General features: G+C 63.8%; 11 protein-coding genes. 4 read left to right on the plus strand and 7 right to left on the minus strand.

Annotated elements, in window-relative coordinates:
* Nucleotides 1–170: 170 nt before the first annotated feature.
* Complete coding sequence (murJ, locus tag ACR9ZN_RS15805; protein WP_481272638.1) at nt 171–1,700, plus strand: murein biosynthesis integral membrane protein MurJ; 1,530 nt, start codon at nt 171–173, stop codon at nt 1,698–1,700.
* Here the strand turns inward: murJ and ACR9ZN_RS15810 are convergent.
* The 4 genes from ACR9ZN_RS15810 to ACR9ZN_RS15825 all read right to left on the minus strand — a co-directional run bounded on the left by ACR9ZN_RS15810 (nt 1,678) and on the right by ACR9ZN_RS15825 (nt 6,465).
* Nucleotides 1,678–2,718 (minus strand): zinc-dependent alcohol dehydrogenase family protein, encoded by a 1,041-nt coding sequence (locus ACR9ZN_RS15810; protein ID WP_481272639.1) that lies wholly within the window; start codon nt 2,716–2,718, stop codon nt 1,678–1,680. The two genes, murJ and ACR9ZN_RS15810, sit on opposite strands and share 23 nt — an antisense overlap.
* A 71-nt stretch (nt 2,719–2,789) precedes the next feature.
* Entirely contained in the window at nt 2,790–4,175 is a 1,386-nt protein-coding gene (locus ACR9ZN_RS15815) for a dipeptidase (RefSeq protein WP_454814940.1), read from the minus strand.
* Between the two features lie 135 nt (nt 4,176–4,310).
* Entirely contained in the window at nt 4,311–4,769 is a 459-nt protein-coding gene (locus ACR9ZN_RS15820; RefSeq protein WP_434957348.1) for a response regulator, read from the minus strand.
* Between the two features lie 193 nt (nt 4,770–4,962).
* Nucleotides 4,963–6,465, minus strand: coding sequence for a helicase HerA-like domain-containing protein (locus tag ACR9ZN_RS15825; RefSeq protein ID WP_454814942.1), 1,503 nt, complete (start codon nt 6,463–6,465; stop codon nt 4,963–4,965).
* 201 nt (nt 6,466–6,666) lie between these two features.
* Between ACR9ZN_RS15825 and ACR9ZN_RS15830 the strand changes: the two genes are divergently transcribed.
* From ACR9ZN_RS15830 to scpA, 3 genes are read left to right on the plus strand one after another with little or no spacing between them, the layout of a single operon-like run.
* Complete coding sequence (locus ACR9ZN_RS15830) at nt 6,667–7,059, plus strand: DUF2780 domain-containing protein (RefSeq protein ID WP_481272640.1); 393 nt, start codon at nt 6,667–6,669, stop codon at nt 7,057–7,059.
* Between the two features lie 3 nt (nt 7,060–7,062).
* Nucleotides 7,063–8,424 carry a methylmalonyl-CoA mutase family protein gene (locus tag ACR9ZN_RS15835; protein WP_481272641.1) on the plus strand — a complete coding sequence of 454 codons (1,362 nt, stop codon included), beginning with the start codon at nt 7,063–7,065 and terminating at the stop codon, nt 8,422–8,424.
* Nucleotides 8,421–10,580, plus strand: coding sequence for a methylmalonyl-CoA mutase (scpA, locus tag ACR9ZN_RS15840; protein ID WP_481272642.1), 2,160 nt, complete (start codon nt 8,421–8,423; stop codon nt 10,578–10,580). Before ACR9ZN_RS15835 ends, scpA begins: the two co-directional genes overlap by 4 nt.
* 104 nt (nt 10,581–10,684) lie before the next feature.
* Here scpA and ACR9ZN_RS15845 read toward each other — a convergent pair whose 3' ends face one another.
* The 3 genes from ACR9ZN_RS15845 to ACR9ZN_RS15855 all read right to left on the minus strand — a co-directional run bounded on the left by ACR9ZN_RS15845 (nt 10,685) and on the right by ACR9ZN_RS15855 (nt 15,559).
* Nucleotides 10,685–12,268 carry a Na+/H+ antiporter gene (locus ACR9ZN_RS15845; protein ID WP_434957353.1) on the minus strand — a complete coding sequence of 528 codons (1,584 nt, stop codon included), beginning with the start codon at nt 12,266–12,268 and terminating at the stop codon, nt 10,685–10,687.
* A gap of 360 nt (nt 12,269–12,628) precedes the next feature.
* Nucleotides 12,629–14,140 (minus strand): arabinosylfuranosidase ArfA, encoded by a 1,512-nt coding sequence (gene arfA / locus ACR9ZN_RS15850; RefSeq protein ID WP_481272643.1) that lies wholly within the window; start codon nt 14,138–14,140, stop codon nt 12,629–12,631.
* A 96-nt stretch (nt 14,141–14,236) separates the two neighbouring features.
* Nucleotides 14,237–15,559: an extracellular solute-binding protein gene (locus ACR9ZN_RS15855; protein ID WP_434957355.1), complete on the minus strand. Its 1,323-nt coding sequence runs from the start codon at nt 15,557–15,559 to the stop codon at nt 14,237–14,239.
* Nucleotides 15,560–15,578: the final 19 nt, after the last annotated feature.

Raw genomic sequence — 15,578 nt, forward strand, 5'->3', positions numbered from 1 at the left:
GGAGATCGAACCAGCGTCCATCTCGGAACATACTCGGCACGCACGGTGGCTTCTCCACCGAAAATCCATCCCGCCATCACCCGCTAGCAACCTTTTCAAGGCGATAGTGCCTGTTCTCGTCGTTCAAAGCCGCGTATAGGGCGGAGCGGTTGTCACGATAGGCCCTCTCCTTGCTGAAGAACATTCTTTCCATCGGCGCCTGGACCATGGTGTCGCGCGTGACCGGTTTTGTCCGGGACGCCATGATGGCCGCCCTGATGGGAAGCGGCCCCGCGGCGGAGGCCTTCATCGTCGCCTTCCGCCTGCCGAATAATTTCCGCGCCATCTTCGGCGAAGGGGCCTTCAACGCCTCCTTCGTGCCGGCCTACACCAGGGTCCACCAGCAGGACGGCGACGACGCCGCGCGGCTGTTCCAGGGGCGGATCGTCTCGATATTGTTGATCTCGCAGGTGATTCTGCTGGGATTGGTGCTGATCTTCACACCTCAATTCGTCGGCTTGAATGCGCCGGGCTTCGAGGGCGAACGCTTCGATCTCGCCGTCACGCTCACCCGCATCACCTTTCCCTATCTCATCCTGATCACCCTCGCCACGCTCTATGGTGGCGTGCTCAATGCCGTCGGGCGCTTCACAGCCGCCGCGGCAGCGCCAATCCTGCTCAATGTGGCGATGATCGCCACCCTCCTCGCGCATCACTGGTTTCCGACCACCGCCCACGCCGCGGCCTGGGGCCTCACCGTCTCCGGTGTTCTGCAGCTCGGCTTCATGCTGTGGGCAGCGCACCGGGCTCATGTCCTTGCCACGCCGGAGCCGATACGGCTCGACGCGCCGGTGAAAGCCTTCTTCAAGGCGCTGGGGCCGGCCACCATCGGCTCGATGGGTACGCAAATCGCCATCTTCGCCGACACCATCATCGCTTCGCTGCTGTCGGCCGGTGCGGTGGCGGCGCTTTATTATGCCGATCGCATCAATCAATTGCCGCTCGGCATCATCGGTATCGCGGCCGGCACGGTGATCCTGCCGCAGATGAGCCGGCTTCTGGCGGCCGGACAGGTCGAGGAAGCGCACGCCGCGCAACGGCGCACCATCTTCCTGACCTGGCTGCTGGCCGCGCCTTTTCTCGCCGGTTTTCTTGCCGTTCCCGATCTGATCATGCGCGCGCTGTTCATGCGCGGCGCTTTCACGGCCGCCGATGCCGAGGCGGCCTCCAGTGCCCTTCTCGCCTATGGCGCGGGCCTGCCGGCCGTGGTGCTGATCCGGTCGGCCGTGGCCAGCTTCTATGCCCGCGGCGATACGGCGACGCCGCTCTGGGCCTCCCTCACCGGCATCGGCGTCAACATCCTTCTGAAGATCATCCTGATGGGACCGCTCCAGCAGGCGGGCCTTGCCCTGGCGACCTCGCTCGGCGCCTGGGTCAATCTCGGCATCCTGGCTGCCCTGGCGAGCCGCCGCCACTTCATGCATCTCGATCGCCGCCTCTATGCCATGCTGGCCTGCGTCGCCCTGGCGACCGTGACAGCCGGCTTGGCGATGTATGCGGCGGCCACAGGCCTGGTGCCGCTCCTGGCCGGGCTGTCGCATGTCGGCGACATCGTCAGCCTCGCGCTTGTCGGCACCGTCGGGGCCGCCTTCTACGGCGCCACGGTCTACTTCGCCTTCGGCACGGCGGGCATGAATTTCAAAAGCGCGTTACGACGCTGATGCCGATGCCGTCGAAACGGTCCATGCGCATCAGGGCTTCGGGTGCCTCGTCGAGGCCGATGCGGCTGCCGACCAGCTTCTGAGGCGCCAACTTGCCAGCGGCGATCATGTCGAACATCGCCTGGTAGCGGAAAGCCTGCATGCCATGGCTGCCGAGGATCTCGAGTTCATAGGCGATCACCCGATCCATCGGAATGGCCGGCCTGGCATGGTCGCCCAGCATCAGGCCGACCTGAATGTGACGACCGCGCCGACGCAGATTACCGATCGAATTGACGCTGGTGACGGGATGGCCGAGCGCGTCCAGAGAGACTTGCGCGCCGCCTCCCGTAAGATCGCGGACCGCGGCTACGACATCCTTGGTCTGCGCCGCATTGATCGTCGCCACCGCACCTAGTTGGCGGGCGAAATCCAGCTTTTCCTCGGTCAGGTCGATGGCCACGACATTGGCGCCGACGGCGCTGGCGATCATGATCGCCGACAACCCGACGCCGCCACAGCCATGCACGGCGACCCAGTCGCCTGGCCGGACCCGGCCCTGGTCGACCACCGCCCTGAAGGAGGTGGCAAAGCGGCAGCCCAGGCTCGCCGCCGTCGCCGAATCGAGGGTTTCGGGCAGCTCGACCAGATTGGCGTCGGCGAAATCGAGCGCAACGAATTCCGCGAAAGACCCCCAGCCCGTGAAGCCGGGCTGGAACTGCTGTTCGCAAACCTGCTGGTTGCCGCCGGCGCATTCGCGGCAACGGCCACAGCCCGCAACGAAAGGCACGGTAACGCGCTGCCCCGCGCGCCAGCGCCCGACCCGGCTGCCCACCGCCACGATGGTGCCCGCCAGTTCATGGCCGGGCACATGGGGCAGCACGATATCGGGGTCGTGCCCCATCCAGCCATGCCAGTCGCTGCGGCACAGGCCGCTAGCCTCGACCTTGACGACGACGCCTTCCGGCGCCGGGGTCGGATCGGGCACGGTCTGTATTCTCGGCGGCTGCCCGAATTGTTCGAAGACGACGGCTTTCATGATCGACCCGCATCCCATGTCGCGAAAGGGCGACAGGGCCAGCCTCGTGCCGGCCCTGATCAAGATGACCCTTATTTGGCGAGAGCGTCGAGAATGCGCACCCAGGAGCGAATGCCCTTGTGGAAGCTGCGCACGTCGTATTTCTCGTTCGGTGAATGGATCTGGTCGTCCTCCAGGGCAAAGCCTATCAGGAGCGAATCGATGCCGAGGATGCGCTGCATGTCGCCGACCACCGGGATCGACCCGCCCGACCCGATCATCGGCGCCGTGCGGCCCCATTCTTCCGCCAGTGCCGCGCGCGCCTTGGCCAGCGGTTCGCTGTCCGTCGGTACGGCGATCGCCGGTCCCATGCCATGCGACTGGAATTCGGCCTTGCAGTCCGCCGGCAGGCGATCGGTCACAAATTTGCGGAAGGCAGCCTGCACCTTTTCGGGTTCCTGGCCCGCCACGAGGCGGAACGACACCTTGGCGAAAGCCTGCGCGGCGATCACCGTCTTGGCGCCCTCGCCCTCATAGCCGCCACTGATGCCGTTGACGTCACAGGTCGGACGCACGGTGATCTGCTCGAGCACCGTCCGGTCCTTCTCTCCCGCCGGCACCTTCAGGCCGACTTCGGCCAGATAGGCCTCGCCATCGAAATCGAGGGCAGCCCACTCGGCCTTCACTGCGTCCGGCAATTCCTTCACGCCGTCATAGAAACCCGGCACGGTGACGCTGCCATTGTCGTCATGCAGAGCGGCCAGAATCTTCGACAGCACCCGGATCGGGTTCTGGGCAGCACCGCCATACATGCCAGAATGCAGGTCGCGGCTGGCCGCCTTGATGGTGACTTCCTCATAGACCATGCCGCGCAGCATGGTGGTGATGGCAGGGGTATCGCGGTCCCACAGGTCGGTATCGCAAACCAGGCAGAAATCGGCCTTCAACTCGTCCTTGTTCTCCTTGAGGAACGGCACGAGGCTGCGCGAGGACGATTCTTCTTCGCCCTCCAGGAAGACCGTCACGTCGACGGGCAGTTCCCCCTGGGTCTCGATTAAGGCGCGACAGGCCTCAATGAAGGTCATCACCTGGCCCTTGTCGTCGGAAGCCCCCCTGGCGATGATGATGTCGCCATGCGGGCCGGGCTTGCGTACCGGCTCGAACGGCTTGGTGTGCCACAGATCGAGCGGATCCGGCGGCTGCACGTCATAATGGCCATAGAACAGCACATGCGGCACGCCGGCCTTGCCGGTGCGGCGATGCCCCACCACCATGGGATGGCCGATCGTCTTGCGAGGCGAGGCATCGAAGCCGACGTCCCTCAGGGCCGCGGCCGCCCATTCGGCAGCTTTCTGGCAATCGCCGGCATAGGCGCTGTCGGCGGAGATCGAGGGGATGCGGAGAAATTCGAACAGCCGGTCGAGGCTGGCATCGAGTGCCTTGTCGGCAGCATCGAGCGCTTTATTGATGTCAGACATGGGCCTTAACGATGCGGGTGAGAAAGCGCCAAGCTAGCGCGCCTTGCCCACTCTGGGTAGGGCCGACTTGCCTCTCAACGTCGTTTTCGGCCTATAACTTTGCCCTCCCCTCGTAAGGGGAGGGCAACCACATGGTCAGCTCGCAAGGCTCCGCATCCGAGCGGTGAGCCGCGTACGCTGGATCATCGATCCCACCCGCCGATAGATCTGCCGCGGCGACACCGGCTCGGTCAGCACGGCATCGAAACCAGCCTGAGTGGCGGTAAGAAGCGCGGAACGGTTGGGCTGGTTTGCGATCAGCAGAATCGGCACTTCGCGCAACTCGCCCCCTTCATCCTGGCTGAGTGCCCCCAACAACGCAAAGGCATCGGCAAGCACCGGCAGTGCGATCACCACACCCAGTGGCGGATCCCGGCGCGCCATCTCCAAAGCATCCACGATGCCCGAAGCAAGTCTGACTTTGGTCATACCGAAATCCAGGAGGTTCTCGCGCCAAAACTCGGCAACCTCCTGGTTTGGATTGACCACCAAAACATCGGCAGATTGTATTACTTTTCTATTCGAACGATCATTCAGTATAGATGCGCCATCCATCGCCCAAGAGCCTCCAGCAATCGCGCTTCAAAAGCTCATACGCCAAGGGTACCCAAACGTATATGCTGATCCAATACCTCACCAGGAAGGCTGGGAATGCAATACGGGAAATTTGACGTAGGCGACCCGAATAACGGTGTACCGGTAGTACTTATATACTGACTCTTCAGCTATGACGTTGCGACGACAGGCCCTAGCGCCGCGAACGCCCGCCAAGAACGCCCCTAAGAATCGCCTGGGTAATCTCACGACCGGCCGTGGTAGCGATGGTGCGCGTGACGGAGCGGACCACAGCCTGCGACGTCGTCATACGACCGGACGAGCGCCCGCCACCACTGCCCGAACCAAACACGCTTCCCAAGACGCTGCCGAGAAAACCGCCCCCCTCCTCCGCCGGCTCGGCTGGCGCAGCCTCCTCGGTCACGCGACGCTGCAGCATTTCGAAGGCGGATTCGCGATCGACCACGGTTTCATATTTGCCGCGCAGCGAAGAGGCCTGCCGGATCGCCTGGCGTTCGGCTGGCGAGATGGCGCCCACCCGTGCCGCCGGAGGCAGGATGAGGGCCCGCTGCACGATCGATGGCACGCCATTGCCTTCGAGGAAGGACACGAGGGCCTCGCCCTTGCCGAGCTCCGAGATGACCTTGGCGGTATCGAGGTCGGGATTGGGGCGGAAGGTCTCCGCGGCGGCCTTGACCGCCTTCTGATCACGCGGCGTGAAGGCGCGAAGGGCATGCTGCACGCGATTGCCGAGCTGGCCGAGCACGGTGTCGGGCACGTCGAGCGGATTTTGGGTGACGAAATAGATGCCGATGCCCTTGGAGCGGATCAGGCGCACGACCTGCTCGATCTTCTGCAGCAGCGCCGGCGGAGCATCGGTGAACAGGAGATGCGCTTCGTCGAAGAAGAACACCAGCTTGGGCTTGTCGAGATCACCGACCTCGGGCAATTGCTCGAAGAGTTCGGACAAGAGCCAAAGCAGGAAGGTGGCGTAGAGCTGGGGCGCCATCATCAACTTGTCGGCCGCCAGGATGTTGATGGTGCCACGTCCCCTGGCATCGAGCAGGCCGATATCGGCGAGCGACAGAGCAGGCTCGCCGAAGAATTTATCGCCTCCCTGTTGCTCCAATGCCAGAAGCTGACGCTGGATCGCTCCCACCGTCGTCTTGGAGACATTGCCATAGGTCTTGATCAGTTCGGCCGCCCTGTCGGCCATATCAGCCAGCAGCGCCTGAAGATCCTTGAGATCGAGCAGCAGCAGGCCCTGGTCGTCGGCAAGCTTGAAGGCGGCGTTGAGCACCCCCTCCTGGACGTCGTTGAGTTGCAGCATCCGGGCGAGCAGGAGCGGCCCGACATCGGAGACGGTCGCGCGGATCGGCATGCCCTGCTCACCGAAGACGTCCCAGAACTGTACGGGAAACTGGTCGGGCTCATAGGTGATGCCGACATCGGCGGCGCGTTTGACGATGAAGTCCTTGGCTTCGCCGCGCTGGGACACGCCGGACAGGTCCCCCTTGATGTCGGCGGCGAAGACGGGCACGCCGCGTGCCGAAAACCCTTCGGCCAGAACCTGCAGGGTCACCGTCTTGCCGGTTCCGGTTGCCCCGGTGATCAGCCCGTGGCGATTGCCGAAGGCCAGCGCGAGATATTGGGGTTCCGCGCTCTTGGCGACAAAAATCCGGCTCTGATCGATCATCACTTCCTGTCCTGAACAGTCAAATCTCAGCACGAACCATAACTGCCCGCGCATCGTATCGCTACGGGCAATGACTTGAAGAAGCATTACAGCAATTTATGCCCACGGCCTTGATCTCCATGGCAAAATGCGAAACAGAGAAGAGCGGTTTGCCTATCGTGAATCTTTGGTGGCATCCGCGTCACGTCAGGGAGAAGAAAGATGGAAGAGCTGGTCGCCCAACTGGGTGCTAAAATTGGCGTGAGCCCCGAAGTTGCGACGCAGGCTATCGGCGCCGTGCTTGCCTTCTTGGAGCGGGAAGGACCTGCGGAAGCGGTATCGAAGCTCGTCGATTCGATCCGTGGCGCGCGTGAAGTCACCAATGAGGCCATGAATGCCCAGAGCGGCGGTTTCATGGGCATGCTGGCCGGTATGGTCGGCCATGTCGGCGGCGGCATCGCCGGCCTGGGTGGCCAACTGATGGCCCTCGGTCTCGACCTCAACCAGATCCAGACAATCGGCAAGGAACTCTTCGCCTATGCCGAAAAGGAAGCCGGGCCCGAAGTGGTCGGCAAGATCGTCGCCGAGATTCCCGAACTCGGGCAGTTCGTCTGAACCATGGCAGAGGCGGGTGCGGATGAGGCCCGTTGGCGCGAAGCCGTCGCCGGTGTGCTCAAGGGAGCCTCCTTCGAGGACAGACTGACGAGCCTGCTGCCAGACGGCGCACGCCTGCAGCCCCTCTATGCCCGCATGGCCGGCGCCCTGCCCATTCCCGGGCGGCCGCCGGCTGCACCCTGGACCGTGGTTCAGCGAGCCGACCATCCGGACGTCGCTGCAGCCAACACCCAGCTTCTCGAAGATCTGGAAGGTGGCGCCGGCGGGATCGTGCTGGCGACAGCCCACAGTCCGTTCGCGCGCGGCTTCGGCGTCGCGGTCAATGCCATGAACGCCTTGGACGGCCTGCTGGCGGGCGTCTTGCGCAATGCAATCGAGATTCGCATCGAAGCCGGCCCGCAAACGCTCGAGATTGGGCGCTGGCTCAGCGAAATCGAAGGTGGCACCGTCCATTACGGCTACGATCCGATCGGCCTGCTCGCGACCACAGGCACCTTGCCGACGGCATGGCCTTCCACCGCTTCGGTTCTCGCCAATCATCGGCAGGGCGGCACGGTGCTGACAGCCGATAGCCGACCCTTCCATGAGGCGGGCGCAACCCCGGGGCTCGAGCTCGCCAGCTTGCTGAGTTCGGCCCTGTCCTATCTGCGCGTGCTGGAAGCGACCGGGCTGCGCCTCGAAGAAGCACGTCATTGCATCGGCTTTACCATCGCCGCCGACCAGGAAGCCTTCACCACCATCGCCAAGCTTCGGGCCTTGCGTTTGCTCTGGCAGCAGATCGAGGAAGCCTGCGACCTCGCTCCAAACCCCATCCATATCCACGCGGAAACCGCCTGGCGCATGCTGAGCCGGCGTGATCCGCCCACCAACATGCTGCGCAACGGGCTGGCCACGGCGGCCGCCGGGCTCGGCGGTGCGGACAGCATCTCCACCCTGCCCTACACGGCCGCAAACGGCCTGGCCGATGCGCACACGAGGCGCATCGCCCGCAATTGCCAGCACGTCCTCATCAGCGAAGCCAATCTGCACCGCATCGCCGATCCGGCCGCCGGTTCCGGCGGGCTGGAAGCGCTGACACAGGCGTTGTGCGAGGCCGGCTGGTCCCAGTTCCAGGCCATCGAACACCAGGGCGGCATCATCAATGTGATCCAGTCGGGCTGGCTGCAGGAGGAGATCGACGGGCTGCGTCCCCCGGTCGGCACCATCATCGGCACCAGCAAATATGCCTTGGCCGAAGAACCTGTCGTCCCCGTGTTGCGACCGGCACCCAATCCAGCCACACCGCCTGCCCCGGCCTTGAACCGCCAGCGTAATGCCATGCCCTTCGAGGTCACGGCGGAGAGCACGGCAGGAGGCACCTTATGAGCCGCATCCCCGATTTCTCTACGCTCGCCTTCCGGCGCCCTGTGCCAGGACCGCTCCTCACCGGCGAAGTCTGGCAGACGCCCGAGGGCATCGACATCAGGGCGGTGCACAGAGAGAGCGACCTGATCGGGCTGCAGGCGGTCGAGTCCTGGCCGGGCCTGGCACCCTTCCTACGTGGTCCCTATCCGACCATGTATGTCCAGCAGCCCTGGACCATCCGCCAATATGCCGGCTTCTCCACCGCCGAGGAGTCCAACGCCTTCTATCGCCGCAACCTCGCGGCGGGCCAGAAGGGCCTCTCGATCGCCTTCGATCTCGCCACCCATCGCGGCTATGATTCCGACCATGCGCGCGTGACCGGCGATGTCGGCATGGCCGGCGTCGCGATCGATTCCATCATCGACATGCGCACTCTGTTCCAGGGCATTCCGCTCGACGAAATGTCGGTGTCGATGACCATGAACGGCGCCGTGCTGCCGATCCTGGCGCTCTATATCGTCGCGGCCGAGGAACAGGGTGTTTCGCCCGACAAGCTGGCGGGGACCATTCAGAACGATATTCTGAAGGAGTTCATGGTCCGCAACACCTATATCTACCCGCCCGGCCCCTCCATGCGCATCGTCGGCGATATCATCGCCTATACCGCGCAGAATATGCCGAAGTTCAACGCGATCTCGATCTCCGGCTACCACATGCAGGAAGCCGGCGCGACACAGGACCTGGAGCTCGGCTACACCCTGGCCGACGGTGTCGAATATATCAGGGCCGGGCTGAAGGCCGGACTCGACATCGACCATTTCGCCCCGCGCCTGTCCTTCTTCTTCGCCATCGGCATGAACTTCTACATGGAGGTGGCCAAGCTCCGTGCCGCCCGGTTGCTGTGGACGCGCCTGGTGCAGCAGTTCAATCCGAAGTCCCAGAAATCCCTCGCCTTGCGCACGCATTGCCAGACCTCCGGCTGGTCGCTGACGGCGCAGGATGTCTACAATAATGTCACCCGCACCCTGATCGAGGCGATGGCGGCCACGCAGGGCGGCACCCAGTCCCTGCATACCAATGCCCTCGACGAGGCCCTGGCGCTGCCGACGGATTTCTCGGCCCGCATCGCCCGCAATACCCAACTCGTGCTGCAGCAGGAGAGCGGCACCACGCGGTTGATCGATCCCTGGGGTGGTTCCCACGCCATCGAGAATCTCACCGCCGACCTCGCCGCCAAGGCCTGGCAGCATATCGAGGAGGTCGAGGCCATGGGCGGCATGGCCAAGGCGATCGAAGCCGGCCTGCCCAAGTTGCGCATCGAGGAGGCCGCCAGCCGGACCCAGGCCCGCATCGACGCCGGCGAGCAGGCCGTGATCGGCGTCAACGTCTACAAGCCGCAGTCGGAACCGGCGATCGAACTGCTCAAGGTCGACAACTCAGCCGTGCGAACAGCTCAGATCGCCAAGCTCGAGCAGCTGAAGGCCGAGCGCGATCCGGCGGCCTTGGAGCAGGCCCTGGACGCCCTGAGCAAGGGCGCGGAAGGCAATGCCAACCTCCTCGCGCTTGCGGTCGATGCGGCCCGGGCCAGGGCGACCGTCGGCGAGATCTCCTCGGCACTCGAAAAGGTGTTCAGCCGCCATAAGGCTGAGATCCGCGCAACCTCCGGCGTCTACAAGGCGGCGATGAGTGGTGGCGGCATCGAGAAGGTGCAGCAGAAGACTGCGGTCTTCCGCGAGGAAGAAGGCCGCCCGCCCAGGATCCTGGTCGCCAAGATGGGGCAGGACGGGCACGACCGCGGCCAGAAGGTGATCGCCTCGGCTTTCGGCGATCTCGGTTTCGAGGTCGATATCGGGGCCCTCTTCGCCACGCCTGAGGAAGTCGCCAGGCAGGCTGCCGACAGCGACGTCCATATCGTCGGCGTCTCCTCCCTTACCGCCGGGCATCTCACACTGGTTCCGGCTTTGCGCAAGGCTCTGGTGGCCGAGGGCCGGCCGGATATCATGATCGTGGTGGGCGGCGTGGTACCCGAACATGATTTCGAGGCCCTCTATGCGGCGGGTGCCCAGGCGATCTTCCCACCTGGCACGGTCATCACCGAAGCCGCCAGCAGCTTGCTCGACGAATTGCTGAGCCAGCTGCGCCATCGTCACCATAACAAACCGCGCGATGGCCGGTAGGTTCGGCCCGAAAGGACCGAGCGCCCCGTGCAGGCCGACGGCTCACAACCGCCCAAGCCCGCCCGCGGGCCCAACCTGCCGAGGCCACAGCAGGATTTGGCCCGTCACGATTTTGCGGAAATCGCACTCAACTCTTCGAGGTCGAGGTCACGTTCCAGTTCGTGCAGCGTCTCGTTGTCGATCTTGCCAGCGCGGTGGAGACGTATGAGTTCGTTGCGCCCGGTGGCGATCGCGGCCAGCACGACATCGAAATGGGCATGCAGTCCCGGCGTAAAGTCTTCCGTGCGCTCGGCATAATCGACGATCATCGTCGCCCGGCGCTGGTAGCGTTCCAGCAACCGGGGATGAATGAGCGTACCCTCGCTGTCATAGGCAAGCTGCTGGATGGTGACCAATTGCTTCTGCGCCATGGCGGATTCGGCCTGGGCCATGGTAAGGCGCGCCCGTTCCGTCTCTGGCTCGACCGGCTTCACCCAGCCGATCACGCGCCCGAGGGTCGTGCCCTGCACGAGCACCGTTCCCAGGATGACGGCGAACGACGTCACCAGGATGAAATCACGGCCGGGGAACCCTTCCGGCACGCTCAACGCCAGGGCCAGGGTGACGACGCCCCTCACACCCGCCCAGCTCAGCACGATGGCGCCGGGGACGCCAAGCGGCTTGTAGCGATCGACGCCCAACACCTCGCAAAGCCGGATCACCAGATCCGAACCGAACACCCAGGCAAATCGCGCCAGGGTGAGCGCCAGCAGGATCACGAGAATGGGCACGGCCATCGTTTCGAACACCACGCCGAAACCGCCGCCCCGTTCCACCACACCGCGCAGGGTGAAACCGATCAGGATGAAGACCGCCGCCTCCATCAGGAAAATCATCACGGACCAGAACGAGGTGCCGCGCATGCGTACCGAGGCCGAAAACACGGTGTGCTGATACCAGCCGGCAATCAGGCCCGTGGTGACCGTGGCGATGACGCCGGAGACATGGAACATCTCACCCAGCAGATAAGACGACCAGGACAACAGGCACGTGGCAGCGATGATCAGATATTCGTCACCGAGACGGCGGGCGAGCAGCACCCATGCCGCGCCGGCGGCAATGCCGATAAGAACGCCTCCCAATGCCAACAGGAAGAACTCGCCGACCGCGTCCACCGCGCTGAAGGCACCCGTAACGCCGGCCGCGATGGCGAAGCGGAAAAGCACCAGGCCGCTCGCATCGTTGAACAGGCTTTCGCCCTCGAGCAGGATCTGCAGGCGCCGAGGCAGTTTCACCCGCTGCAGAATGGCACGAGCGGAGACGGCGTCGGGCGGCGAGACGATCGCTCCCAGTGCAGCGCAGGCCGCCCAGGGCAAGGACGGGAACACGAGATGAGTCACCACGGCGACGACGACGCAGGTGAAGACCACCGCCCCGACCGCAAGCGAGGCAATGCCGATCATGTGGCGTCGCAACCGCCCGAGCGCGATAAACCAGGCGCCGTCCATCAAGAGCGGCGGCAGGAAGATGACGAGCACCAGGTTGGGATCGAGCGCGATGGCGGGCAGGCCCGGCAGAAAGGCGAGCGATGCTCCTCCGGCAAGTAGCGCGACGGAGGGCGGCAGCCCCAGCTTGTGCGCAGCAAAGTGCAGGACGATAATCGCCAAGAACATCGCGATCACCAGTTCGAACAAGTGAATAGGATCCATCAGCCTTTGCCCCCATTTGGCTTTTCCAGACCCTATAACGTCAGATCAGAAATGAAAGCCGGCGTTTCAGCACAAATGCCGGGTTGATGAGACCGCTCCTATCTTTGCCTCTCATTCCGAGGAGCACGGCCAGGACGAGCGAGACGCGCCAATCCTTCCCCGATTTCGGGGAAGGGGGCGATGCGAAGCATCGACGGAAGGGGGAGAGTGGTTCAAATCGAGCAATAAAAAGCTCTGTGGCGCCATTCTCCCCCACCCGGCCCTTCGGGCCACCCTCCCCGCAAACGGGGAGGGATTGGAGCGCTCAATTCTGAAATCGCGCCTTGTTCAGCCCGATGACGATATCGCTCCCCTCCCCGCTCAGCGCGGAGCGGTGACGATCACGTTCCAGGAACCCGGCATCAGCCTGGCCTGCAGGCGATCTCCCTCCAGGCTCACCTTCTCGATTGGAGCCGGTGCGACGGTGTCCTGGGCGTCCTTGGTATTGACAGCCTTCATGTTGGGATGGTGGATCTGCAGCGCCTCCACCACCTGGCGGTTGCAGCCGAAGCCTCGCAGCAGGACCTCGAGATCCATCGGCTCGCCGAGATGACGGTTCAGGGCGAAAATGGTGACCTGGCCGGTCGCCTCGTCCTCGGTGACGCAGGCATGGAGGTAGGGAATTTCCGGCGCTGTCTTGCCGGCATAGAAGGGTGAAGAGATCAGCGAGCGCAGCACGCGACCATGGGCATGGCGCGCCGTCAGCGCGAAGGGATGGAAGATGGTCTGGCGCCAGGCCGCTCCGCCCGGCTCCGTCATGATCGGGCCGATGATGTTCACGAGCTGGGCGATACAGGCGCATTTCACGCGGTCGGCATTGTTGAGCAGGGTGATCAACGCACCGCCCACCAGGAGCGCATCCTCGGTGTTGTAGACCTCCTCGATCAGCGGCGGGTGCTCGGGCCAGCCGGGCTTGCGCAGATGCTCATGCGTGCGCGCCTTGTACCAGACGTTCCACTCGTCGAGGGAAAGCATGATCCTCTTGGGCGAGCGGCGCGTGGCGGCCACGGCATCGGCAATCGCCACCACCTCGCGGATGAAGGCTTCCAGCAGCTCGATATTGCCGAGGAATTCCTCTGTGCTGTCATGCGGGTTCTGGAAATAGGTGTGCAGGGAGATGAAGTCGACATAGTCGAAGCAATGGTCGAGAACCTCGTATTCCCAACGGGCATAGGTGGCCATGTCGCGGTTGGATGAACCGCAGGCCGCCAGCTCGATCGAGGGATCGACCCAGCGCATCACCTTGGCGGTCTCATGGGCGATGCGGCCATATTCGCCCGCCGTCTTGGCGCCGATCTGCCAGGGGCCGTCCATCTCGTTGCCGAGGCACCAGAACTTGATGTCGTGCGGCTTGTCATAGCCGTGGCTCTTGCGCAGTTCCGACAGCTCGGTACCGCCCGGATGGTTGCAATATTCGATGAAGCGCCGCGCCTCGTCATGGTCGCGGGTGCCGAGATTGACGCCGAACATCGGCTCCACCCCGACCTTTCGGGACCAGTCGATGAATTCGTTGGTGCCGAAGGCGTTGGTCTCGGTCGAGAACCAGGCGAGATCGAGCCGGCGCGGCCGCTGCTCGACCGGGCCGACGCCGTCCTCCCAATTGTAGCCGGACAGGAAATTGCCACCCGGATAGCGCACGATGGTGGTGCCGAGTTCGCGGGTCAGCTCGGCGACATCCTGGCGGAAACCCTGGTCATCCGCGGTGGGATGGCCAGGTTCGAAGATACCGGTGTAGACGCACCGTCCCATATGCTCGACGAACGTACCGAAAATGCGGCGGTCGAGATCGGAGATGATGAAATCGTGATCGACGATCAGGCGGGCGGACGGCATGGCGTAAACTGACCTTTGAACCTGGGAAATGTTTGGCGGGAAAGGGACCCACGGCGGGAGGAGAGCCGTGGGTCCTGAATGTGGCGAAACGCGGCGTTACTTCGCGTTCGCCAGCAATTCGTTGATGCGGGACTGCGCGTCGGCGAGCGCGGCGTCGATCTCCTTGTCGCCGGTCACGCCGGCGGTGACCTCGTCATTCTCGATCTCCTGGATCGCGAATTGGCGCTTCACCGCCGCCGGGCGGGCGGCGCCATTGCTGGTCAGCGGCGCAAGATCGGCCCGATGCGGCAGGGCTTTGAACTCGGCGCTGCCGGCCACGGATTTGCGGATGGGCAGATGGCCGGTGCGTGCCCACTGGAAATCATTGTCCCACAGGAATTTCAGGAACTCGTAGGCCGATTTGCGCTGAGCATCGGTGAGATCGGCCTTGAGGACCACCCAGCTATGCCCGTCAGCCCAGACACGCGGGCTGCCGGGATAGAGCTGCGGGAAAGGCACCACCGCATAGCCACCGGACAAGGGAGCGCCACTCTTCTTGGATTCCTGGTCATAGGTATCGACCAGCCAGGTACCGCAGATGAACACGCCCGCATCGCCGGCCGCAAAGCTGGCGACCGAGGCGGCATAGTCCTGCCCCTTGGTGGTGTCGCCGTTCTGGTAAAGCGTCTTCAGCAGCGTCGCGGCGTTCTTGGCCTCAGGCGTCGAGAAATTGACCTTGGTCGGGTCGGCGAAGAAATCGGAATTCTGTTGATAGAGCAGCGTATCGAAGGTCCGGGTGAAGAAGGCTCGCTCATTGGCGATGGTCCAGACGAAATAAGGCTTGCCCGTCTTCTCCTTGAACTGCTTGGCCTGGGCCAGCAATTCCTCACCATTCTTGGGCAGGATCGGCTTGCCGGCAGCATCGACGAGCCCAGCCTGCTTGAACAGGTTCAGATTGATGTGCCAGAGCCAGGTATGGGTATCGAATGGCAAGGCATAGGTCTTGCCATCCTTGGTGACGCCGGCCTTGGCAGCGTCGGTGAAGTCGCCGGTATCGACGCCTGCCGTTTTCAAGCCCTCGTCCAGGGGCTCCAGCAGGCCGCGCGAGGAATAGTCGCTGATGACGGCCTCATGCATGACCGAGATGGTCGGCGGCTCGCCGGAACGGATGCGGGCAGTAAGCTGGTCGTAACCGGGCCATTCGACGATATCGACCTTGACGCGGGTAGCCTTGCTCTCGGCATTGAACTTGTTGATCAACGCCGTGATGATGCCGCACTCACCATTGGCCTTGGCAACATCCGTCACCGCGCCATAGTCGGCTTCGCAGGCACCGAAGAAGCGTGACACCGAGATCTCGGTCTTGTCCTGGGCGAGGCCGGCCTGCGACGACAGCAGCAAGAGGGCCCCGGCATAGAGCAATCGTTTCAAACCGATCATGCATTTCCTCCGTTTCGGC

The sequence above is a fragment of the Labrys sp. HAY1-8F genome, from assembly GCF_056754975.1.